This window comes from Vreelandella janggokensis, assembly GCF_031451615.1.
GTDB lineage: Bacteria > Pseudomonadota > Gammaproteobacteria > Pseudomonadales > Halomonadaceae > Vreelandella > Vreelandella janggokensis.
In genome coordinates this window covers 820956-842852 of record NZ_JARWAJ010000001.1, presented here as the reverse complement: position 1 = coordinate 842852, position 21897 = coordinate 820956, and the positions used below count along the sequence as shown (strand labels likewise).

Here is a 21897-nt window from a genome sequence, read left to right as displayed (position 1 = left end):
TTGTTAGCCCCTAACCATGCTTCAGCGCTGCGAGCGCCTCCTCCAGGCCTTCCTGGGTCAACATCTGGTACGCCGTCACCACGGCCTGGGCAAATGCCTTATTCGTTGCCAGTTCGCTTGGCACCACATCGTCCATGGCCAGATACGCCGCCACCAGTGCGTCAGCATCGCGACCATTCGCGTGATGTATCGACTGGAAGCGCTGGGCGAGCGGGTCGTCGACGGGGTGGCGATTGCCCATCAGATCCTCACCCGAGGTATAGCGAATCCACGCCGCCATGCCTAATGCCACGCACGGCGATGACTGACCGACACCTGCGCGCTTCAGGGCGGCGGATAGCCAGCGCTGCGGGAGCTTCTGGCTACCATCCATGGCGATCTGATGCAGGCGATGGCGCAGGCTATCGTTGGCAAAACGGGCCAATAGCGAGTCCGCGTAGGCGTCCAGGTCGATGCCCTCGGGCATCTCGAGGGTGGGCGCCGCCTCTTCGAGCATATAGCGGTGTAACAGCGCCCGCAGTTTGGCATGCTGGACACCCTCATAGACCGTTTCAATCCCTGCCAACGCACCCAGGTAAGCCAGCAGCGAATGACTACCGTTGAGCATGCGTAGCTTCATGGTTTCAAACGGCGCCACATCGGCCACCATTTCAACACCTTCAGCTTCCCAGCTCGGCCGCCCTGCGGGGAAGTGGTCTTCGACCACCCACTGCGTGAATGCTTCGCACACCACCGCGTTTGGGTCGTTAACGCCCAGCGCTGCCAAGCGCTCAAAGTCAGCGTCCGTCATCGCGGGCACGATCCGATCCACCATGCTGCAAGGGAACGCCACTTCATCGGCAATCCAACTCGCCAGGGCGGGATCTTGGTGTTCAGCGAGCTGCACCACCGCCTGGCGTGTCCGTTTGCCGTTATCTGGCATGTTGTCGCAAGACAGAACGGTAAAAGGAGCAATGCCTGCCTTGTGCCGCCGGGCCAATGCTTCCACCAATAGCCCGGGCGCAGTGCGTGGCTGCTTGGGGGCAGCGATATCAGCGGCGATCATGGGGTCATCATTTCTTAACTCACCACTGGCAGGGTTCAAGAAATAGCCTTTTTCAGTGACCGTCAGGGTCACAATTCGCGTATCCGCGGATGCCATCCGCGATAGCAAGGCCTCCCGGTCGCGTCCCCAGTTACCCTCTGTATCGCAGCCAGTGAACAGCGTCTCTTCGATCACGCCTATTTCGCGCAGCGTCAGGCTTTCACTGTCGGCGTACTCGGCAACATGGTAGCGATGCCCTGCCGCGCGCAATCCGTCGACCAAGCCAATGCTGGCACGAAGGTTAGCGCTGCAAACACCCCATTCAGAGTCACCTGTACGCTGGCGGTAACGCTCCAGATACGCCGCTTGGTGGGCGCGGTGGAAGGCGCCGAGCCCCAGATGAACGACGCCAACCTCTCCGCTTTTAGATGAGGTTTCAATACGGTGTGAAGGCATGGTTAATGACTCCCCATCAGTAGGTTGGGTAACCAAAGCGAAATAGCGGGCACGTAAGTTACCAACAACAGTACGGCTAAGTTGCAAAGTAAAAATGGCACAATGGCTCTTGCGACCGTCAACATCGGCAGCTTACCAATCCCGGCGACAACGAATAGGCATACCCCTACCGGCGGCGTTGTGAGGCCAATCATCAAGTTTAGTACCGCGATCACCGCAAAATGAACCGGATCGACACCCACGCCAGTCGCTACACCCACCAGGGCGGGAAAAAGAATTATTAACGCGGCGATGGTTTCCATAAACGCGCCGACGAATAGCAGGATCAGATTAAGTATTAATAAAACTATCAGCGGATTATCACTAATAGAGAGGATAAGCTCAGCGATCATCTGAGGTATCTGTTCGCTGGTGAGGATCCAGCCAAACAAATTCGCTAACCCCACCATCAGCAGCAATGCCGAGGAGGTCAATACAGTGTCAGACAAAATCGCCGGCAGTTTTTTCCACGACAACCCTTTGTAAACATACATGCCAACCACTAATGCATATAGGCTGGCAACGATGGATGCTTCTGTGGGCGTGAAGAAGCCACCAATGATGCCGTAGAGAATGATCACGGTCATCAAGAGTGCCCAAAAGGCCGTTTTCGCTTCACAAAGCAGCTGCAGCAAAGATACCCGCTTCTCTTTTGGATACCCGCGGCGAACGGCCAGGATATACACCGTAATCATCATGGCGAGCCCCAGCAACAAGCCGGGAACGGCCCCTGCCAAAAACATCCGCCCTACCGAAATACCACTCAGCGATCCAGCAATAATCATGGGAACGCTTGGCGGTATAATCGGCCCAATGGTCGACGACGCGGCGGTGACGGCGGCGGCAAAGGGTTTGTCATAGCCTGCGCGCGCCATACCGGGAATCATGACCGAGCCGATGCTGGCAGAATCCGCCACGGCGGTACCTGAAATACCACCAAAAATCATCGATCCCCCCACATTCGCCAGCCCCAGCCCACCGCGAATATGGCCTAATAAGGCGTTGGCAAAGCGCACAATATGATCAGTGATATTACCCGCATTCATCAGGTTACCGGCCAATACAAAGCCCGGAATGCAGAGTAAAACGAAGGTATCGATGCCCGCATACATCCGCTGCGGCACTATGGTTAATGAAATACCCTCCAGCAGGAGGTAAGAAAGTGATGCCAACCCCAACGAAAAGGCTATCGGCATCCCTACCAGCAGTAGCACCAAGAAAACACTAAACAGGATAATAACTTCCATGCTTACGACTCCTGAAGGGAGGCAGAGGAGCGACACATCGCGATCATCCCCTCAAGGCACCCCAGTAAGCTATACACCAGGAGTAGCGCAAAGGTGACGACCGTTGAGAAAAAGATATACAGCATGGGGACATGCAGCGTTGGAGAGGTCTGCCATGTGCCATTTTGGGCATACTTCCAAGCATAAGGCAGCACCAGTAAGGCAAACAGACCAATCATCAAGCAGATCAAGACTTGGAAAGCTGCCTTCATTCGAGGACTCAGCCGATGATGGAAAAGCTCAACGCTGATATTGCGATTCTGGCGCAATACCACACCCACCGATAACGCCACCATGTAAATAAACAGATAGCGCGACAGTTCTTCTGTCCAGGCAATCGAAAACGGTAAAAACAGTCGCGAACATATTTGCAGCAGTACCGTGGCAGCAATGGCAATCAACGCCATAACGGCCAACGTCAAAAAACAGGTATCCACCCAGCCAATCACGCGCCCAATGGAGCCTTTGAATTTAGGCACCGCCGACATTGAATCCAGACTCTCCAACGCTTGCTTTTCAAGCGCTTTGTGATCCGAGTTCATAACCGAATCCTCATGGGCAAGCTGCTTGTGTTGTTAGACAACGGACTGGCGCTACGGCCAGCCCATTGTCGTTGCCAATTCATTGCCAAGACGGCCTTACAGGTCCTGGATAGCGTCAAAGAGTTCACGCTGTTCATCCGTCAGTGCTTCAAGCACGGCAGGACGCGCCTTTTCAGCAAACGCATCGACATCGACCTCAACAAACTCCATGCCACGCTCTTCTAGCGCTTCTTCGAGACGTGCCTGGTCTTCCTCGAACAGTTCAGCTTCGTACGCTTGCATCGTTTGAGCAGCATCGCGCACCACCTGCTGAAGCTCTTCAGGCATATTTTCCAGCTGATCACGTCCAATCACGACATAGATCCAACTACGCACATGGCCAGTCATGTTGATGTAGTCCTGAACTTCATTGAAGCTGGCGCTTTCAATCAAGCTAAGCGGGTTTTCCTGGCCTTCCAGGGTGTTTTGCTGAAGCGCGGTGAAGACTTCACTAAAGGCCATGGGCGTAGGGCGCGCACCCAATGCTTGCCATGTATCAACGAACAACGGCACGTTAGGCACACGGAGGCGCAAGCCATCCAGTTCGTCAGGCGTTCGGATAGGCCGATTGGAGGTCAAATGACGGGGGCCGCGCTCAAACCACGCAAGAGGTACCAGGTTAGTGCGCTCGGTAATTTGCGCTTCAATTTCGGCGCCAATGTCACCGTTAACCGCAGCATGCAGATGCTCGGCGTCTCGGAAAGCGTAAGGTACCGCCATCATCGCGGCTTTAGGTGCCCAGTTCTGTAAGCTTTCACCGGTGATCGTCATATCCGCCGTGCCTAGTTGGATACTATTGATCACATCCATTTCGTTACCGAGTTGCTCATTGGGGTAAAGTTGCACTTCAATCCGACCGTCGGAATTCGTTTCAACTTCCTCTTTGAACTTTTCGGCGGCCTGGTGCCAGATGTTCTGCTCATTTGCCAAGTGGCCAAATTGCAGCGTGTAATCTGCTGCCATGAGTGAATGACTGCCTAACATGGCAGCCCCGAGAACAGCACTTGTCATAAGTTGTTTGATCATGATTTTTCTCCTGCACACGGGCGTTGTAGATTGTTTGTGAATCGTGAGTTGGCGTTGTTACCCTCAAGCACTGATTTGAATCAGTACCTTTCGGGCCTCTTCAGGACGGTGATCAAGCATGTCAATGGCACCTGGCATCTCACTGAGTGGCAGCCGATGACTCACCAGCGCCAATGGATTCAACTGGCCACTTGCCATTAGCTCAAGCACCTCCGGAAATTTGCGATTATTAAGACGCGACCCCACCAGGGTCAGCTCCTTCTTGATGACCTCTAGCTGAACGAGCTCACTTGGCTGAACGCTGAAACCCAGCAAACCAATGCGCCCGGCGGGAGACGCCAAGCGCAGCATTTGGGGTAAAAGCGCTGGTACGCAGGCCGCATCCGCGATCAGTGGCACCCCCTCACCGTTGGTCAAGGCCAAAACCTCATGTTCGACATCCTGATCACGGCTATTGAACACGTACGTTGCACCGAGCTCTTTCGCTGCCGCTAATCGTTCGTGGATCACATCCGTTACGACCACTTCTTCAATGCCCTTGGCCAGGGCCATCTGCAGGATCGTCATGCCAATAACACCCGCTCCCAAAATCATTAGTCGGTCACCGGGATGCGGCTGCATACGATCAAGCACATTGGCGGCAATGGTGTAAGGCTCAACCAGGGCAGCCGCGTCCAGGCCGATATGATCTGGAAGGTGGTGGACGTTTGCGGCGGGGACGGCAACAGATTCCTCAAAGCCACCGTCACGATGCACGCCGATCACTTCAAGCGCGCTGCACACATTGGGACGGCCAATACGGCAGGGATAGCACTGGCCACAGCTGATAACAGGATCAATGCAAACACGATCCCCTACAGCGACGTTCTGCACTCCATCACCGACCGCCTCTACGACCCCGGCAAACTCATGACCGGTGATACGAGGAAAACGCACAAAAGCGTTATCTCCATGGATAATATGCATATCCGAACCACAGATACCTGCAAAGGCTACACGTACAAGCGCTTCTCCAGCGGCAGCCTGAGGGGGGGCAACATCTGCTACCTGGTAGTCGTGCGGCGCCTTCACCTGAAATGCTTTCATTGTCATGCTTCTCCTCACCAGTGCCACAAAGTGCCATCTTCCAACCGGTTAACCGGCAGACTGGCCCGCTTATAGGGATACTGCTTGGCTAATTGCTCATCGATATCGACGCCGTGACCGGGCGTTTCGCCCACAATGAAGTGCCCGTTTTCAAACCGGTAATCGTGGGGGAAGACCTCATCAGTCGCGCTGGTATGCGGCATATATTCTTGAATGCCGAAGTTGGGTACCCAGGTGTCAAAGTGAATCGCCGCGCCAAGGCAAACCGGTGAGAGATCCGTCGGGCCATGGAAGCCGGTGCGCACGTGATAAAGGCCCGCCAAGTCGGCGATTCGCCGTACGTGGGTAATTCCCCCAGCGTGGGTCAAAGTGGTGCGGATATAGTCGATCCACTGATTTTCAATCAGCGTTTTGGCATCAAACAGGCTGTTAAATACTTCGCCTACCGCCAGCGGTGTGGTGGTGTGCTGGCGAATGAGCCCAAACGCCTCCTGATTTTCAGCAGGCACACAGTCCTCAAGCCAGAATAAATGATAAGGCTCAACTTCTTTGCCTAAACGGGCGGCTTCGATGGGGGTCAGGCGGTGATGAACATCGTGTAGCACGTGCAAATCATCACCAAAACGCTCCCGAACAGCGGCAAACAACTTAGGTACATGGTTTAAGTATTTACTGGTACTCCACACGTGCTCTGCGGGTAAGTCAGCATCTGCAGGCTCGTAGGGTTCGCCATCTTTTTTGGCAACGCCGTAGATACTGGCAATGCCTGGAATACCCGCTTGAACACGGACTGCCTTATAGCCTTCGTCTACGTGGCGAGCGACCTCTTCCAGGCAGGCGTCGATATCTCGGCCGGTAGCATGGCCATACACCATCACCCGGTCACGACTCTTACCACCTAACAACTGGTACAGCGGCATCTCCGCCAGCTTCGCTTTAATATCCCAAAGCGCCATATCCACGGCGGCAATCGCGGTCATTGTGACGGGGCCACGCCGCCAGTATGCACCACGGTATAGGTAGTGCCAGATGTCTTCGATGCGCTGGGGGTCGCGCCCAATTAACGTCGGGATTACGTGCTCCTCCAGGTACGCCACAACCGCCATTTCGCGCCCATTGAGCGTCGCATCACCAATGCCGTACTCGCCCTGATCAGTCACAATCTTCAGCGTCACAAAGTTGCGCCCCGGCGAGGTTACAATGGTATAGGCCTGCTCAATCTTCATTGGATTGCCTCCTGCTTCAGCGCTGGGTTTTCTTGTTCATCGAACCGTTGATTTTCCTGTGCCTCGAAAAGATTGGGGAAACGACGCACCAGATCGGGCATGGACACCAATATCTCGCGCAAATGAAGAGACATCGCCTGCTCTGCTCGGGAGGCGTCTCGCTCCTCAATTGCCGCAACGATGCTGGAATGCTGATCCACAAGCCTTTCCAGCGGGGTGCTATGGGGCACACTGAGATAGCGCACCCGGTCAAGCTGAGCCCGGACTTCTTCAATGACTTTCCAGGCTGCCTGCTGCTTTACGCCCAGCGAAAGCGTTCGATGGAAGGTTTCATCAAGACGATAAAATCGCTCATTATCATTAGGCTCAATACAGCGACGCTGCCGTGCTAACAGATCATGCAGATCTGTTAACACGCCCGGATCAAGGCCTTTTTCAGCCGCCATTTTTACAATCGCCACTTCCACCGCTTCACGCACAAAGCGCGCCTCAAGCACCGCCCGCTGGGATATCTTCACCACATAAGTGCCACGCTGAGGCTTCACCTCTACTAATCCGGCCTCGGAGAGCCTTATGAAGGCTTCACGTACTGGCTGGCGGCTAACTGAAAAGGTGTCGGCAAGCTCCTTTTCCGATAGCGCCTGCCCTGGCGCCAGCACCATCTGGATAATCGACTGCCTCAGCACATGAAATAGCCGTTGGCGTACCGGGTCTCTTTCGTGGGTTTCCTGCCATAGCGTTTGTAAGGTCGCGTGCATAACAACTGATCCTGATAGGAAGGTTCGTGACAGGTAACGGCCACTACTGATATGACTAGTATGGTAGTGGATTGATGATATAGAAAGCCTGCGGCACTTATACTTTGGTCGCTGACTGATCGGCGTCCATAAGGTCCTAAGTGACGATGTATCACTGCACCCAGTATTTTTTCACCACCAGTAACGTCCGCCCCCAAAGCCGCATGACAAAAACCCATAAAATAGCGTCAAGACAGGCCAAGTAACGACAAAGCCTTGACGGAACTTTAGGGCTCATATAAACGTGTAGCATGGTGGCATGACAGCTATACCATCACACCAGGAGTCACCTTGGCCCGACGGTATGCGAACCGCCTGTCGCGATTTGGAGAAAACGATGGAACTTATCAATGATTACCCGATGGTGATCAGCCTGGACCCTGATGACAATGTGGGCGTTGCCACCCGGAATATCGCCGAAGGGCTTTCGCTCAGTCAGGCATTAGGGGCTGCACGAGAAAACATCATGGCCGGCCACAAGGTGGCGCTGGTCGATATCGAGGCGAACACCCCCGTCGTAAAATATGGGCAGACGATAGGCCTGGCCAGCCAGCCGATCCGTGCGGGTGACCATGTCCACACACATAATCTGGCCATGCTGGAGCGTGATACATCGCTTGAAAACTTCACTCCCGCCGCACCGACACCCATCGTGGAGAGTGACCTGACCTTCAATGGCTTTCACCGCAGTGATGGCCGCGTCGGTACCCGTAACTACATTGGCATCGTGGCTACGGTCAATTGCTCGGCGACCGTGGTCAAGGCCACCGCGGATCAACTTAACGCGTCGGCAGGGCTTGAAAAACTCGGCTTCGATGGTGTGGTTCCCGTCACGCATGGGTCAGGCTGCGCCATGAACACCGAGTCGGAGGGATTTGCCTTTCTGGAAAGAGTCGTCACCGGCTATGCGGTGAACCCGAATTTCGCGTTTGTGATCGTGATCGGCCTGGGCTGCGAGAGCAACCAGGTAAAGGCGCTGGTCGACAAGTACGGAATGACGGATAGCCAACGGCTCGACTACTTCAACATTCAGGGGGCGGGTGGAACACGTGCCAGCATTAAACTGGCCAGCGACAAGATACTCGCCATGGCCAATACCCATGCGCATACCCCGCGCCAGCCAGCGCCACTCAAACATCTTACCGTTGCCCTGCAGTGTGGCGGTTCCGATGGCTATTCGGGCATTACCGCCAACCCGGCGCTGGGTTATGCGGCCGACCTCATCGTACAGCATGGGGGCAGTGTCATTCTGGCCGAGACCCCAGAGATCTACGGCGCCGAACACCTGCTGCTCAACCGGGCCGTCAATGTCAGCGTTGCTCGCAAGCTACTGGAGCGTATCGCCTGGTGGAAGCACTACACCTGGATCAATGGCGCTGAGCTGAACAACAACCCCTCGCCAGGTAATAAAGCCGGTGGCCTGTCCACAATACTTGAGAAGTCACTTGGCGCCGTTTCCAAAAGTGGCTCCTCAAGTCTCAGTGATGTGCTCGAGTATGCCGAACCCATCAAAAAGCCCGGTTTCAACTTCATGGACAGCCCTGGCTACGACCCGGTCTCCGTGACGGGACAGATTGCCTCTGGGTCGACGATCGTGTGCTTTACCACCGGCCGTGGCTCCGTGTCGGGCTTCAAGCCTGCACCCTGTATCAAGCTTGCCACCAACACCGCCATGTTTGATGCCATGTCAGAGGATATGGATATCAATTGTGGCGGCATCATCGACGGGGATGACACCGTCAGGAGCTGTGGCGAAGCGATATTCCAGAAGATCATTGCCATCGCCTCCGGCGAAGAAACGGCCAGCGAATCGCTGGGCTATGGTAGTAACGAGTTTGTCCCCTGGATGGTGGGCGCCGTCACCTGATCAACAGACGTCATCAGTGATACCTATCAGCTGTCGGCGACCATTTGGCAAAGACAGTCGATTGGGCCATACTCAAACGCAGATATCGTACTGTCATCCTGTCATACAGCTTATTCATCACAAAACAACAACAGACCAATAGGTCTCAACAAACACGATCACGGAACCTGCCATGCGATTGAATAACAAGACGGCCCTGATCACCGCAGCAGGCCAGGGCATCGGCCGAGCCACTGCGCTGCGATTCGCTGCTGAAGGCGCGCGGGTCATCGCCACGGATATCAATGACGCTACCCTGGCCGAGTTGGCCGGTACGCCCGGCATCGAGACTCGTCAACTGGACGTGCTCGATGCTGATGCCATCAAGGCCTTGGCCGATGAAGTCGGCCCTGTCGACATTCTTTTCAATTGCGCAGGCTATGTGGCCAACGGCTCGTTGCTTGAAGGTACCGACGATGACTGGGAACTGTCGTTCTCGCTCAATGTCATGGCCATGATGCGCATTATCCGTGCCATGCTGCCCGCCATGATCGACAACGGCGGTGGCAGCATCATTAACATGGCCTCGGTAGCGTCGAGCCTCAAGGGCGTGCCCAACCGTTGCGCCTACGGTACCACCAAGGCCGCGGTTCTGGGGCTGACCAAGTCAGTCGCCGCCGACTACATCGGCCAGGGCATCCGCTGCAACGCCATCTGCCCAGGCACCGTGGACTCACCGTCGCTGCGCCAGCGCATTCGCGCCCAGGCCGAAAAGCAGGGCCGCGAAGAGGATGACGTCTATGCCGAATTCAACGCCCGACAGCCCTTGGGCCGCCTGGGCAGCGCCGACGAGATCGCGGCACTTGCCACCTACCTGGCTGCCGACGAATCCGCCTATACCACCGGCACCACTCAGATCATCGATGGCGGCTGGTTAAACTGATAATGCCGCGCCAGATGATGGTTAATGAACGATATCAATGCCCACATTTATAAGGAGCACACATGAAATTACTGCGCTTCGGCCCTCCGGGCCATGAAAAGCCCGGCCTGCTGGACACTCAAGGGGTCATTCGCGACCTGTCGGCCCACCTGCCCGATCTCGATGGCCCCCACCTCAGCCGTGACCACCTGTCCGTATTGGCTGAGCTGGATACCGACAAACTGCCGGAAGTGCCTAAAGACACACGCCTCGGCCCCTGCGTCAGCGGTGTCGGCAAGTTCCTGTGCATCGGCCTCAACTACTCCGACCATGCCGCCGAAACCGGTGCCCAGGTGCCCCCCGAGCCGGTGGTGTTCAACAAATGGACAAGCGCCATCTGCGGCCCCGATGACAATGTCATCATCCCGCGTGATTCGCAGAAAACCGATTGGGAAGTCGAACTGGGTGTAGTGATCGGTGAAGGCGGCAAGTACATCGCCGAAGCCGATGCCATGAAACACGTGGCGGGTTATTGCGTGATCAACGATGTTTCCGAGCGCGAGTTTCAGCTCGAGCGGAGCGGCACCTGGGACAAGGGCAAGGGGTGCGACACTTTCGGCCCGATGGGGCCCTGGCTGGTCACGCCCGACGAGGTAGCCGACCCGCACGAGCTAGACATGTGGCTCGAAGTGGATGGCAAGCGCTATCAGGACGGCAGCACGCGCACCATGGTGTACCAGATTCCTTTCCTGATCAGCTACCTGAGCCGCTTCATGAGCCTGCAGCCGGGTGATGTGATCTCGACCGGCACCCCCCCAGGCGTCGGAATGGGTCAGAAACCATCGGTCTACCTTCGCCCTGGCCAGCGCATGCGCTTGGGGATTGAGGGGCTGGGCGAACAGAACCAGCAAGTGGTTGCCGACGACTAGGCTGAAACTCAATCGTCAGAATCAACCCCGCCGTTGAGTTGAGATGAAGGAGGGCCAAGCCATGCGCAGCATCGTCTGTACGCGCCCCGGCTTGATGGAACACGATGACCGAGAAACACCGGTTTGCGGAGCGGGCGAGGCCCTGCTGCGCATCCGGCGAATCGGCATCTGTGGCACGGATATCCATGCTTTTGGTGGCAATCAGCCGTACTTTGCCTATCCGCGAGTGCTGGGGCACGAGCTGGCTGGAGAGGTTGTGCAAGTGGGTGATAGCCACAACCAGGCACTGGTGGGTCAGAACGCCTCCGTCATCCCCTATCTGCATTGCGGTGAATGCCGCGCCTGCCAAAGGGGGCTCACCAACTGCTGCCAGCGAATCAAGGTCATCGGCGTGCATCGCGACGGCGGCATGTGCGACATGCTGGTGGTGCCAGTCGACCACTTGATGCTTTCTCCCACCCTGTCGCTGGACCAGCTCGCGCTGATGGAATGCCTGGCCATCGGCGCCCACGCCGTGCGTCGCAGCGCGCTGGCTCAGGGTGAATGGGCAGTTGTCGTAGGTGCTGGTCCGATAGGCATTGGGGTAGCGCAATTCGCCCGGGAGTGCGGGGCCCGCGTGGTGGTCGTCGATACCAACGAACAGCGGCTAGCCTTCTGCCGCGAGACACTGCATGTCGACCACACCCTGAATCCCTCGCAACACGATACGCTAGCGCAACTGGAGACCCTCAGCGACGGTGCACTGGCAGACGCCGTCTTCGATGCTACCGGGAACCCCGAGGCCATGCAGCAGGGCTTCGACCTTGTCGGCCAGGCGGGACGCTACGTTCTGGTCAGTATCGTCAAAGCGGACATCACTTTTCACGACCCTGACTTTCACCGCAAGGAAATGACCCTGCTCAGTAGCCGCAATGCCACACGTGAGGATTTCACCTGGGTCTCGACACTGATGGAAGCCGGTAGACTGCAAGACACAGCGATGATCACACACCGTGAAGAACTCGATGCAGTCCCGGAGCGAATGTCGGCGTGGTGTGACCCTGCTACCGGCGTTATCAAGGCAATGATACACCTTGACCACTAGCCTCCCATGGAGAGGCAGCCGTTATCGGGAAGCGTCTTCTCAAGGCGACGCTGACAGGCGTTCCTTGAGCTGCATATAGGTACCATAGTGGCGGTCCAGGTGGCGGCGCATGGCTGCCTCGGCGGCATCGGGGTCGCGTGATTCGATGGCCTCGATGATTTCGGTATGCGCTGCTGTCGCGGCCTTATCCTCACCTTCTTGCTGCAGCACTTGTGCACGACGGTCATCAAGCCACTCGGAGAGTGCCACATGAATAGCGTCGAAAATAGGATTGCGCCCGATACTGGCCAGTACCCCATGAAATTCATTATCTGAACGCTTGAAACGCGCTTCGTCGCCTATGGCATCGCGATTGTCCTGCAGGGCATCGCGCAGGCGTTGGAGGTCTTCTTCACTGGCATTGACGGCGGCGTAACGCGCCAGCGATATCTCGAACATGGCGCGGGCCTCCTGGAAATACTGCTGCCCGTCAGGCTTGGAAAGCAACTGCCGGGTTACCCCTGAAAGGCGCGACATCACCGCTTCTGCCGTAGGGCGAATAACCCGCGCACGCGTTCCGCTATTGATGGCGATCAAGCCCAAACGCTGAAGGTAGAACAACGCTTCGCGCACCGCCGGACGCCCCACCCCAAACTGCTCCATCAGTTCTCGCTCTGAAGGCAATTGAGCGTTTTCACTCAAACGTCCCTCGAGGATTTCGGTTTCCAGCTGCTCGGCTACCTGCTCGGATAGTGTCTTGCGCTCTACCTGATATCGACTCATGCACGCCTTCTCCTGACTGTCTTCGGTAAAGAAAACAAACCTTTCTTTACCCCTTATGGCCATATTTTACCGCATTTCGCCGTCATTTCGGGGCAGGAAAGGCGTCTTTTTCAGCGCATAGGCGTCAGCGGTTCAACATCGAACTGCTCGGCCAGCGCGGCATAAGCGGCCTGGTTAGCCCTGTCCAGGGGGATGCCATTAGCATCCCGCATACCAAGGCATCGCCACTCCCGGTCCCCAGGTGCCAGTGTCTCAGTCCCCTCGTTGGCGGGCTGAGCACGCAGGTCCTCGAGGTATTCGCGTAGACAAGTCTCAAAGGATGCATTTTCATTAAAGGCATCAGGGTTCATCGCCAGAAAAAAGTGACCTACTCCCCGCGGTGTCGCCATATCGGGCCCGCCCATTGGCAAAAGACGGAAACCGTTAAGCATGCCCGAAAGCGTTGAACTCAATATCTCGACCATGCCACCGAGCCCTGCCCCCTTGAAGCCGAAATCACTTCCGCCCAGCGGTAACAGCGCTGACACGTCGGCTGGCGTGCGGGTCACGCGACCCGCGGCATCCGCCGCGACCTGGTCCGGAAGTTCACGACCGATGGCGCCGTACTGCTGAACGCGATTCCAGGGCACCGAACTGGTCGCCATATCCAGCAGGTAGGGAGCTTGGCCATTGACCGGTGCCGCAAAGGCAATCGGATTGGTGCCATGAAACGGCGACCGTCCCTCGTGCAGCAAGACGAAAGGGTCGGAGTTGCAGAAGGCCATACCGATCAACCCGCGTTCAGCGGCCGCCAGCGCGTAGCAACCTGCAGCGCCAAAGTGGGATGAATTACCCACCGCCACAGCGCCCAGCCCCACTTTTTCGGCCATGTCAGCGGCATGCCCCATGGCCGTGTAGCCCGCCAAATGCCCTAGGCCGTCATCGGCATCGAGATACCCAGTGGCTGGCAGAGGTTGGGTAAAATGCATCGCGGGGCGACCATTGATACGCCCACCTTGCAAGGCCTGGATATAGTGCGGCAGTAGCCGCAATCCGTGGCTGTCCGTCCCCATGCGCGAAGCCGTGACCAGCGCGCGAGTCACGGCCTGGGCGGAGGCCACATCGGCTCCCGCGCGATGCAGAATACGATCGATGAAACGTTCCAGATCAGTAACGGCAACGCGAAAATCAGGCGAATCGGATGTCATCGACACTCAGCTCCTTTCGTCAAACTCAACGGTAGACCAGGGTTGGCAGCCACAGCGAAATCGCTGGAATGAAGGTCACCAGCAGCAGCGAGATCACCAGCGGAATGAGAAACGGCAGCGTGCCGCGCATGCAACTCTCGAAGGAAATGTTCGAGACCCGCGATAAGACATAAAGCACCATACCCACCGGCGGCGTCAGCAGGCCGATCATCAGGTTGAGCACCATGATCACGCCAAAGTGCACCGGATCTACACCCGCGGATACGGCCACCGGCAACAGAACGGGCACCAGGATGGTGATAGCCGCAATGGTCTCCATGAAGCAGCCAACCAGGATCAGCACAAGGTTGATGATAATCAGCAGAGCGATGGGATTATCGGCAAAGGGGCCCAAAAGTCCCATGACATGCTGCGTTACCTGGTTGCTGCTCATGATCCAGGCAAAGATCGAAGCACCCGCGACAATCAGCAGAATGACGGCTGTCGTCTCGATGGTTTCCATGCTGACCTTCATCAGGCGACGCCAGGTGAGGATTCTATACACCACCCCGCCCAGGAAAAGCGCATAGACCACCGCCGCGATGGCGGCCTCGGTAGGGGTAAAGACACCAGAAATGATGCCACCGACGATGATCACCGGTGTCAAAAGGGACAGGAAAGCACGGCGGAACGTCGTCCATAGGTGCGAAATCGAGAATGCCGAATCGCGGGGATAACCGCGACGTTTGGCCATGATCGTGATCATCACCATCAGCGCCACGCCCATCAACAGACCTGGAATAAGCCCGGCAGCGAACAACTGACCGACGGAAACCGACGCCATGACACCGTAGATGACCATCGGCAAGCTGGGCGGAATAATCGGCCCGATCGTCGAGGAGGCGGCTGTGATGCCCACCGAGAACTCCTTATCGTAGCCTGCATCGCGCATGGCCTTGATCTCGATAGTCCCTAGGCCACCGGCATCAGCCACCGCCGCACCGGACATGCCGGAAAAGACGATGCTCGCGCCGACATTGACATGGCCCAAACCACCGCGCATCCAACCCATCAACGCTTTGGCAAAATCGAAAATGCGTTTGGTGATACCTCCATTGTTCATCAGGTTGCCGGCCAGGATGAAAAACGGGATCGCCAACAACGGAAAGCTGTCAACGCCGTTGACCATTCGATGCACGACCACCACATCGGGCACGCGCCCGGTGAGATAGACATACAGCAGGCAGGAACCCGCCAGGCTGATGGCAATCGGCACGCCCAGCAGCAACATGGTGAACAGCGCGGCAAACAGGAACAGCAAATACTCGCCGAAGAAAGCCAGGGTCAAGCAACCCGATACCGCAAGGGCGGCGATCAGGGGTGAAACCAACGCCCCTCGAGGGCGCATAGCCAGGAAATGGGACATGGGGAAAGCTCCGGCCAAAGTGGTCGTTATGGGGCGTCAGGGTGCGAGGAATTGCGGTCACGCCAGCGAATTACCGCCATCTGGATAGCCCGTCCCAACATCAAGATGAACCCCAACAACACCAGGTAGTAGAGAAAACTCTTGGGGATATCGACCGACGCCATCAACGCCGTGGTCCGGTCGGCGAGCTTCCAGGTGATCCAGGCGCCGGTGGCAAAGAAGGCAATACTGACAACATCCACCAAGGTCACAAGCAGCCGACTCATCCAGCCGGGCATATAGCGATAGAAGAATTCGACGGAAATATGCGTACCCGTGCGGACAGCCATGGAGCCTCCCATGAACCCCACGGTCACCAAAAGATAGCGAGCCATCTCTTCCGTCCAGGCGATCGAATTCCCCAATACGTAGCGGCTGAAGAACTGCATGAATACATCCAGCGCCAGCAGCCAGAACACCACCAGGGTGGCGTAATCCTCAATCCCATAGTCACGCCACTCAAAGGTATCGTCTTCCTCCATCTGAAAGTCGGATGTCTCGGCAGGCCATTTATCGATTGTCATTTGCAAGCTCCGCAGAAGACGCCACCCCCTTCAGGGGATGGCGTGTCGGCTATGAGAAGAGGCTTACTGACCGATCGCCTGAAGGCGGTCGTAGGTTTCCTGATCCCAGGTCGCATCTTCACCGGTATGGTACGGCACGGTGGCTTCGCGGAATGGCGTGATGTCGACCTCATTGACGGTCACCCCTTGATCCTCGAACCAGGCAACGAGATCTTCTTCGGACTGGAGGATGTCTTCAGTGATTTTCTCACCCGCTTCCATGTAGACCTCGCGGAAAATCTCGCGATCTTCTTCAGAGAGGCGGTTCCAAAGTGGCCCACCGGCAATGGTGATCAGCGAGTCGGTGATATGGCCGGTCAGGTTGATGTAGTCCTGCACCTCGTAGAAGGCTTTGGCGCGAATGGTCGGCAGAGGGTTCTCCTGGGCGTCCACGACGCCTTGTTGAAGCGCCAGATAGACCTCAGCGAAGGCGATAGGGGTCGGATTGGCACCCACGGCCTCAGGGAACATCATATACATCGGCGCATTAGGCGTGCGGATCTTGAGGCCTTCCATATCCGCCGGCTCGTTAATGGGTTCATTGGAGGTCACATGACGGCGACCATAGTAGTTCATCGCCAATGGCACGTTGCCGGTCTCATCCTGGTAGCCCTGGGCGATCTCGTCGAAAAGATCGCTGTCGGCATAGGCACGCCAGTGATCGAAATCGCGGAACATGTAGGGCGCTCCCGCAATACCGATGGGGCCGTAAAAACGCCCGGCGAACTGGTTGCCGGTGTAGATCAGATCCACGGTACCCAGTTGGAGGCCCTCGTTGATATCGGCCTCTTTACCTAGCGACGAGGCGGGATGAACCTCGATCTCGTAGCGGCCGTCGGTGCGCTCCTCGATCTCATCAGCCGCCCACAGCGCCCACTCATGGTAGGGCTCGGATGTCTCGTAGACGTGGGCAAAATTGAGCGTTTCGGCGAAGGCATAGCCGCTTGCCGTCATGCCCGCCAGCAGGAGGGTGCCGGAGGCGAGACGATGGAAGGTTTTGAGTCGGAAGTTGGCGTTACCCATTTTATTTTGCTCCATAGCGTGATGATTGGGGAGTTGGGTTGTTGGGTGATTTGAAAGTGAAGGTGATGGACTTCTTGTATACGTGTCATACCATCATAATCCAATCTAGTCGCCAATTCTGAGCAATGCAACCTCTGGATTGACGTTCAATCCAGGGATCTTAACAAGCGCACCAGCAACGCCTCGTCGCCGAAGCCACCTGCCTTGGTCAGCAAGGGCCACTTCCGATTGCCCTGCGGATAGCCCAGTACCATTCCTGGTTCCCACTCGCCCGCTACGTCGATATAGCAAGCATCCAGCCTTTTCATCAGCGCACTGGCGCAATCACCACCGGTCACCAGGTAGAGGCGCTGCCTGGCCGCCAGCATGCCCAAGGCAAGTGCGTCGGCAAGCGCTGCCGCCACCTCGTTGGCACCACGCGGAGGTGCCTCTGTATCGGGCATCAACAACAGGCAAGGCGACTCAACCGTCGCTTCGTCAATGTCCGTCATGACAGGAAGCTCGGGCACGGCACGACGCAGCGCGGCCACCTGCTGCCTGGCTCGCTCGCTGCGCGACCCGACGGCCATCCAGAGGCCGACAAAAGGGGCATGGTCCAATGGCACCGCCGCACCGAACATGACCTGAGCCAGAGCGCGACTCAACCCCGCAGCACCTACCGCCAGCCACTTCCCCGGCTCGTCGCCGACCCCACCGGCCAAGTCATCAAGGTCGGCATCTGTTTCGGCATCGGCCACGCTGTCCGCCATCGGCAGTCGCTGACCTGGAACATGGCGCGCCAGGGGTAATCCGGCGGCAGCGAACAGAGCATCCAGGCCACCAGTGGGGGGCTGGGAACGTGCGTCGCGGGCAAAGTCGGTTGCTTCGAGGGGGTGGCCGTACACGAGGATTCGGGCATCGCAGGTCGTGCGGCCCTGAGAAGGAACGGCGGGAGCGAGCAACAGCCGTCGACAACAAGCCCGGTGCATCGCCAGGCTCTCAGCCACTGCCTGGCCGCGCAGTGTCGAGTCGATTTTTTTGAACCACACAGCAGGAGCCAGACGAGCGAGTATCCGGGTCGCCTGGGTCACGCGTTCGGCCGCCGCCGATGCCATCAGGTGGCGCGATTCGGTTGTCACCGCGATCACGTCAGGGAGCGCCCCTTGCCACGCGTCCAGGGAAGCCTCCAGGCTCTCCAATACCACGACCACGCGTGTCGTCGCGCCGCGCTGGGCGAAAGGTGCCGCGGCGTCCAGCGCACCGGTCAGGTCGTCGGCGACAATGGCGACGCGGCACTCATTCACGTCCATTTTGGTTAGCTCTCATTCCAGCCACCAACCGATGCGCGTACGCAATCGCCGCGCCCATGTTGGTCGCATCCGCCCTGCCCTGCCAGGCAATGTCGAAGGCGGTACCATGGTCCACAGACGTACGCCGGATCGGCAAACCAAGACTGACATTCACCGTGGTGTCGAAGGCAATCAGCTTGACCGGGATATGCCCCTGGTCGTGATATTGGGCAACCACCAGGTCGAACTCGCCCTGCGACGCGCGAAAGAAAACAGTATCGGCGGAGATCGGGCCACTTACTTCAAATCCACGCGCCTTGAGGGTCTCGACAGCCGGTGCAATACAGCGGGTGTCTTCGTCACCGAAAATACCGCCCTCACCGCAGTGCGGATTAAGTCCGGCCACCGCGATGCGCGGATTGGCCATTCCCAGCGACCTGAGATGCTCGTCACCGGCCTCGACGGTGGCAATGATCCGCTCGGGCGTTACCCGATCAATGGCCTCACGCAACGACACATGGGTCGACACATGCAGGGTCGACAAGTGCTCGGAGGCCAACAGCATGAACGATGAGGGCGCGCCGGTTAGCGCCGCCAGCATGCCGGTGTGGCCATCATAATAATGACCGGCCGCATGCAGTGCTGCCTTGTTCAACGGCGCCGTGACAATCACTCCGGCCTGACCGCTCTGCACCAGCTCCACGGCCCTGGCGATGCAGCGAAAGGCCATGTCACCGGCACCGGCACTGATCTCGCCGTCGGGAATGTCGGCATCGGCAGGTGTTTCCACCACCGCGACTGCCACACAATCTATATCGGCGTCGGCCATATCCAAAGGCGCGAAATCCAGGTCGCTGCCGATGGTTTGCGCGGCACGTCGAAAGATCGCCGGATCGCCGACCAACAAAGTGCCCGCCCGCGCCGATGGCGACATGTCAGCGACGGCCCGACAGATGATCTCGGGGCCGATACCCGCCGGGTCCCCCATGGTAATGGCGATGTCGTATTGCCTGTTGCGGCTCATGGCATCAACTGCCCGCCGTTGACTTCAATAATCTGCCCGGTGACATAGCCGCTGAGGGCATCGGTCGCCAGAAACAGGTAGGCACCAACGCAATCCTCAGCGCTGCCAAGACGCCCCTGAGGGATCGTGGCACGCGCGGCTTCCATCTGGGCATCGTTGGAGTGACGCGCGTGGAAATCCGTGGTAATCACGCCAGGCGCCACGGCATTGACACGAATATTGTCGCCGGCGAGCTCCTTGGCCATGTTGCGGGTCAAGGTAGTGACGAAGCCCTTGGCCGAAGCGTAGAGCCCCGCGCCAGTGCCACCGCCATTACGCGCTGCGATCGAGCCGGTATGAATGATATTGCCAGCCCCGGCCTGGCGCAGGTAAGGCAGCGCCGCCCGACTGGCCATGACAACCGAACGCGCGTTGAGGTCCATGACGCTGTCGTAATACTCATCATCCATCTCGTCCAGGCTGACGCGTCCCTGCATATCGCCGGCATTGTTGATCAACAGATCGAGCCCACCCAGCTGTTCCGCCGCCTGATCGACAATCACGGTGGCTTCTTTCGTGCGGCTGATATCACCTTGAATCAGAAAGGCCTCGCCGCCCGCCTGGCGGATATCGTCGCAGACCGCCTGGGCCGGTCCTTCACTGCGGTGGTAATGCACCGCCACGCGCGCCCCCAGTCCACCGAGCCGCCTGGCAACTGCCGCGCCGATCCCCCGACTCGAACCGGTCACCAGTATTCGTTTGCCTTTCATTTCATCGAACATGCTGCACTCCTGATTGGTTATCGTGTGGCAATCGCCATTAGGTTGCGTTAGGGTTTATGGCATACCTTTCATACATCATGACATTGCTTGCATGATAGGTGAAAGTTGGCCAGATGCCAGTTCACCTTCTTAGCCATTCGCATTACTCACCAATGCCAACGACCATGAGGACGCCATCATGACCACCATTTCTCGCGTTGAGGTCCAGGACATACGCTTTCCGACCTCCCGTTCGCTCGACGGCTCGGACGCCATGAACGCCGCGCCTGATTACTCAGCCACCTACGTAATTTTGCACACCGATGACGACAACGGCCCCCAGGGCCATGGCCTGACCTTTACCATTGGCCGCGGCAACGAGATCGTGGTCACCGCCGTTCGCTCACTCACTCCACTCCTTGAGGGCCGCTCGCTGGAGACGATCACCGCCAACATGGGTGCTTTCTGGCGTGAGATCACCGGCGATAGCCAACTGCGCTGGATCGGCCCCGACAAGGGTGCGATCCATCTGGCCACCGCCGCCATGGTCAACGCCGTCTGGGACCTGTGGGCCAAGCGCGAAGGCAAGCCGGTGTGGAAACTGCTCGCCGACATGAGTCCTGAAGAGCTCGTTCGCTGCCTCGACTTCCGCTTCGTCACCGATGCCTTGACGCCGGAAGAAGCCATTGCCCTGCTGCGCAAGCAGGCACCCGGCAAGGCCGAGCGGGAAGCCGAAATGCGTCGTGATGGTTTTCCCGGCTACACCACCTCGGCAGGCTGGCTCGGCTATACCGACGACAAGGTCCGCCAACTGGCTCGCGAGGCCCTGGCCGAGGGCTGGACGCACTTCAAGCAGAAGATCGGTGGCGATCTCGACGAAGATGCAAGGCGCGCCGCCTTGTTGCGCGAGGAGATCGGCTGGGACAACGTATTGATGATGGATGCCAACCAGGTATGGGAAGTCGATGAGACAGTGGCCAAGATGCGCCGCCTGGCGGAGTACGACCCGCTGTGGATCGAAGAACCCACCAGCCCGGATGACATCCTGGGCCATGCCGAGATACGTCACCGTGTCGCGCCGATTGGCGTGGCCACCGGCGAGCATTGTCATAACAAGGTGATGTTCAAGCAGTTCCTGCAAGCCGACGCCATCGACTATTGCCAGATCGATGCTGCGCGACTGGGCGGGCTGAACGAGGTCATCCTGGTGGTGCTGATGGCCGCCAAGTTCGGTGTGCCGATCTGCCCACACGCTGGTGGCGTTGGGCTGTGCGAATACGTCCAGCACATCTCGATGTTCGACTATATCGCCGTGTCGGGTAGCCTCGAGGGCCGGGTACTGGAGTACGTCGACCACCTGCACGAGCACTTCGTCGATCCGGTCGTCGTTCGCCAAGGCCGTTACCAGGTGCCGACTGCCGCCGGTTATAGCATCACCATGCATGACGACTCGCTTGCCAGACACCGTTTCCCTGATGGCGCTGCCTGGCAAGAAGAAAGCTGAAGGGTGCGGGGCGGTTTTTAGATCAGCCTGACGCCTGACCGCGCATTCAAGGCGGGCGACAAAACGCGCCAAGTATTTTA

At 57.8% G+C, this 21897-nt stretch carries 20 protein-coding genes; 5 read left to right on the top strand and 15 right to left on the bottom strand.

Features of this window, described 5'->3' with window-relative positions; all coding sequences use genetic code 11:
- Nucleotides 1–10 precede the first annotated feature (10 nt).
- From QC816_RS03805 to QC816_RS03775, 7 genes are all read right to left on the bottom strand, one after another.
- Nucleotides 11–1480, bottom strand: a complete 1470-nt coding sequence (locus QC816_RS03805; RefSeq protein ID WP_309781061.1) for a mannitol dehydrogenase family protein — start codon at nucleotides 1478–1480, stop codon at nucleotides 11–13.
- Between the two features lie 2 nt (nucleotides 1481–1482).
- Nucleotides 1483–2766 carry a TRAP transporter large permease gene (locus tag QC816_RS03800; RefSeq protein WP_199283517.1) on the bottom strand — a complete coding sequence of 428 codons (1284 nt, stop codon included), beginning with the start codon at nucleotides 2764–2766 and terminating at the stop codon, nucleotides 1483–1485.
- A 2-nt stretch (nucleotides 2767–2768) separates the two neighbouring features.
- Nucleotides 2769–3347, bottom strand: a complete 579-nt coding sequence (locus QC816_RS03795) for a TRAP transporter small permease (RefSeq protein WP_085918990.1) — start codon at nucleotides 3345–3347, stop codon at nucleotides 2769–2771.
- A 96-nt stretch (nucleotides 3348–3443) separates the two neighbouring features.
- Complete coding sequence (locus tag QC816_RS03790; protein WP_085918991.1) at nucleotides 3444–4412, bottom strand: TRAP transporter substrate-binding protein; 969 nt, start codon at nucleotides 4410–4412, stop codon at nucleotides 3444–3446.
- Between the two features lie 63 nt (nucleotides 4413–4475).
- Complete coding sequence (locus QC816_RS03785) at nucleotides 4476–5498, bottom strand: Zn-dependent oxidoreductase (protein ID WP_309781423.1); 1023 nt, start codon at nucleotides 5496–5498, stop codon at nucleotides 4476–4478.
- A gap of 14 nt (nucleotides 5499–5512) precedes the next feature.
- Nucleotides 5513–6724 carry a D-mannonate dehydratase ManD gene (gene manD / locus QC816_RS03780; protein WP_085918993.1) on the bottom strand — a complete coding sequence of 404 codons (1212 nt, stop codon included), beginning with the start codon at nucleotides 6722–6724 and terminating at the stop codon, nucleotides 5513–5515.
- Nucleotides 6721–7482, bottom strand: a complete 762-nt coding sequence (locus tag QC816_RS03775) for a GntR family transcriptional regulator (protein WP_199283521.1) — start codon at nucleotides 7480–7482, stop codon at nucleotides 6721–6723. Before QC816_RS03775 ends, manD begins: the two co-directional genes overlap by 4 nt.
- Nucleotides 7483–7858: 376 nt before the next feature.
- Between QC816_RS03775 and QC816_RS03770 the strand changes: the two genes are divergently transcribed.
- The 4 genes from QC816_RS03770 (at nucleotide 7859) to QC816_RS03755 (ending at nucleotide 12302) form a co-directional block, all read left to right on the top strand.
- Nucleotides 7859–9388, top strand: a complete 1530-nt coding sequence (locus QC816_RS03770; protein ID WP_309781060.1) for a UxaA family hydrolase — start codon at nucleotides 7859–7861, stop codon at nucleotides 9386–9388.
- A 172-nt stretch (nucleotides 9389–9560) separates the two neighbouring features.
- Complete coding sequence (locus QC816_RS03765) at nucleotides 9561–10310, top strand: SDR family oxidoreductase (protein ID WP_309781059.1); 750 nt, start codon at nucleotides 9561–9563, stop codon at nucleotides 10308–10310.
- 62 nt (nucleotides 10311–10372) lie between these two features.
- A complete protein-coding gene (locus QC816_RS03760) occupies nucleotides 10373–11218 on the top strand; it encodes a fumarylacetoacetate hydrolase family protein (RefSeq protein ID WP_085918997.1) in 846 nt (281 codons plus the stop codon).
- A gap of 61 nt (nucleotides 11219–11279) precedes the next feature.
- Nucleotides 11280–12302, top strand: a complete 1023-nt coding sequence (locus QC816_RS03755; RefSeq protein WP_309781058.1) for a zinc-binding alcohol dehydrogenase family protein — start codon at nucleotides 11280–11282, stop codon at nucleotides 12300–12302.
- 39 nt (nucleotides 12303–12341) lie between these two features.
- Here QC816_RS03755 and nanR read toward each other — a convergent pair whose 3' ends face one another.
- The 8 genes from nanR to QC816_RS03715 form a co-directional block, all read right to left on the bottom strand.
- Complete coding sequence (gene nanR, locus QC816_RS03750; protein WP_085918999.1) at nucleotides 12342–13064, bottom strand: transcriptional regulator NanR; 723 nt, start codon at nucleotides 13062–13064, stop codon at nucleotides 12342–12344.
- A 110-nt stretch (nucleotides 13065–13174) separates the two neighbouring features.
- Nucleotides 13175–14251, bottom strand: a complete 1077-nt coding sequence (locus tag QC816_RS03745) for an Ldh family oxidoreductase (RefSeq protein ID WP_264823334.1) — start codon at nucleotides 14249–14251, stop codon at nucleotides 13175–13177.
- A 25-nt stretch (nucleotides 14252–14276) separates the two neighbouring features.
- Nucleotides 14277–15656, bottom strand: a complete 1380-nt coding sequence (locus tag QC816_RS03740) for a TRAP transporter large permease (protein ID WP_085919001.1) — start codon at nucleotides 15654–15656, stop codon at nucleotides 14277–14279.
- Nucleotides 15657–15682: 26 nt separating this feature from the next.
- The gene (locus QC816_RS03735; protein ID WP_085919002.1) at nucleotides 15683–16219 is read right to left on the bottom strand and encodes a TRAP transporter small permease; all 537 of its coding nucleotides are present in this window, start codon (nucleotides 16217–16219) and stop codon (nucleotides 15683–15685) included.
- Between the two features lie 63 nt (nucleotides 16220–16282).
- Nucleotides 16283–17281 (bottom strand): sialic acid TRAP transporter substrate-binding protein SiaP, encoded by a 999-nt coding sequence (locus QC816_RS03730; RefSeq protein WP_253021571.1) that lies wholly within the window; start codon nucleotides 17279–17281, stop codon nucleotides 16283–16285.
- A 146-nt stretch (nucleotides 17282–17427) separates the two neighbouring features.
- The gene (locus tag QC816_RS03725; protein WP_309781055.1) at nucleotides 17428–18570 is read right to left on the bottom strand and encodes a four-carbon acid sugar kinase family protein; all 1143 of its coding nucleotides are present in this window, start codon (nucleotides 18568–18570) and stop codon (nucleotides 17428–17430) included.
- Nucleotides 18557–19573: a 4-hydroxythreonine-4-phosphate dehydrogenase PdxA gene (gene pdxA / locus QC816_RS03720; RefSeq protein ID WP_309781054.1), complete on the bottom strand. Its 1017-nt coding sequence runs from the start codon at nucleotides 19571–19573 to the stop codon at nucleotides 18557–18559. The genes QC816_RS03725 and pdxA overlap by 14 nt, the downstream gene beginning before the upstream one ends.
- Nucleotides 19570–20334 (bottom strand): SDR family NAD(P)-dependent oxidoreductase, encoded by a 765-nt coding sequence (locus QC816_RS03715; protein WP_309781052.1) that lies wholly within the window; start codon nucleotides 20332–20334, stop codon nucleotides 19570–19572. The genes pdxA and QC816_RS03715 overlap by 4 nt, the downstream gene beginning before the upstream one ends.
- A 178-nt stretch (nucleotides 20335–20512) precedes the next feature.
- Here QC816_RS03715 and QC816_RS03710 point away from each other — a divergent pair, with 178 nt between their 5' ends.
- A complete protein-coding gene (locus QC816_RS03710; RefSeq protein WP_199283529.1) occupies nucleotides 20513–21817 on the top strand; it encodes an L-fuconate dehydratase in 1305 nt (434 codons plus the stop codon).
- Nucleotides 21818–21897 lie beyond the last annotated feature (80 nt).

Bases quoted from the DNA above. Each gene is read 5' to 3' on its own strand.
- QC816_RS03805 (WP_309781061.1), bottom strand. From the start codon at position 1,480: ATGCCTTCACACCGTATTGAAACCTCATCTAAAAGCGGAGAGGTTGGC.
- QC816_RS03800 (WP_199283517.1), bottom strand. From the start codon at position 2,766: ATGGAAGTTATTATCCTGTTTAGTGTTTTCTTGGTGCTACTGCTGGTA.
- QC816_RS03795 (WP_085918990.1), bottom strand. From the start codon at position 3,347: ATGAACTCGGATCACAAAGCGCTTGAAAAGCAAGCGTTGGAGAGTCTG.
- QC816_RS03790 (WP_085918991.1), bottom strand. From the start codon at position 4,412: ATGATCAAACAACTTATGACAAGTGCTGTTCTCGGGGCTGCCATGTTA.
- QC816_RS03785 (WP_309781423.1), bottom strand. From the start codon at position 5,498: ATGAAAGCATTTCAGGTGAAGGCGCCGCACGACTACCAGGTAGCAGAT.
- manD (WP_085918993.1), bottom strand. From the start codon at position 6,724: ATGAAGATTGAGCAGGCCTATACCATTGTAACCTCGCCGGGGCGCAAC.
- QC816_RS03775 (WP_199283521.1), bottom strand. From the start codon at position 7,482: ATGCACGCGACCTTACAAACGCTATGGCAGGAAACCCACGAAAGAGAC.
- QC816_RS03770 (WP_309781060.1), top strand. From the start codon at position 7,859: ATGGAACTTATCAATGATTACCCGATGGTGATCAGCCTGGACCCTGAT.
- QC816_RS03765 (WP_309781059.1), top strand. From the start codon at position 9,561: ATGCGATTGAATAACAAGACGGCCCTGATCACCGCAGCAGGCCAGGGC.
- QC816_RS03760 (WP_085918997.1), top strand. From the start codon at position 10,373: ATGAAATTACTGCGCTTCGGCCCTCCGGGCCATGAAAAGCCCGGCCTG.
- QC816_RS03755 (WP_309781058.1), top strand. From the start codon at position 11,280: ATGCGCAGCATCGTCTGTACGCGCCCCGGCTTGATGGAACACGATGAC.
- nanR (WP_085918999.1), bottom strand. From the start codon at position 13,064: ATGAGTCGATATCAGGTAGAGCGCAAGACACTATCCGAGCAGGTAGCC.
- QC816_RS03745 (WP_264823334.1), bottom strand. From the start codon at position 14,251: ATGACATCCGATTCGCCTGATTTTCGCGTTGCCGTTACTGATCTGGAA.
- QC816_RS03740 (WP_085919001.1), bottom strand. From the start codon at position 15,656: ATGTCCCATTTCCTGGCTATGCGCCCTCGAGGGGCGTTGGTTTCACCC.
- QC816_RS03735 (WP_085919002.1), bottom strand. From the start codon at position 16,219: ATGACAATCGATAAATGGCCTGCCGAGACATCCGACTTTCAGATGGAG.
- QC816_RS03730 (WP_253021571.1), bottom strand. From the start codon at position 17,281: ATGGGTAACGCCAACTTCCGACTCAAAACCTTCCATCGTCTCGCCTCC.
- QC816_RS03725 (WP_309781055.1), bottom strand. From the start codon at position 18,570: ATGGACGTGAATGAGTGCCGCGTCGCCATTGTCGCCGACGACCTGACC.
- pdxA (WP_309781054.1), bottom strand. From the start codon at position 19,573: ATGAGCCGCAACAGGCAATACGACATCGCCATTACCATGGGGGACCCG.
- QC816_RS03715 (WP_309781052.1), bottom strand. From the start codon at position 20,334: ATGTTCGATGAAATGAAAGGCAAACGAATACTGGTGACCGGTTCGAGT.
- QC816_RS03710 (WP_199283529.1), top strand. From the start codon at position 20,513: ATGACCACCATTTCTCGCGTTGAGGTCCAGGACATACGCTTTCCGACC.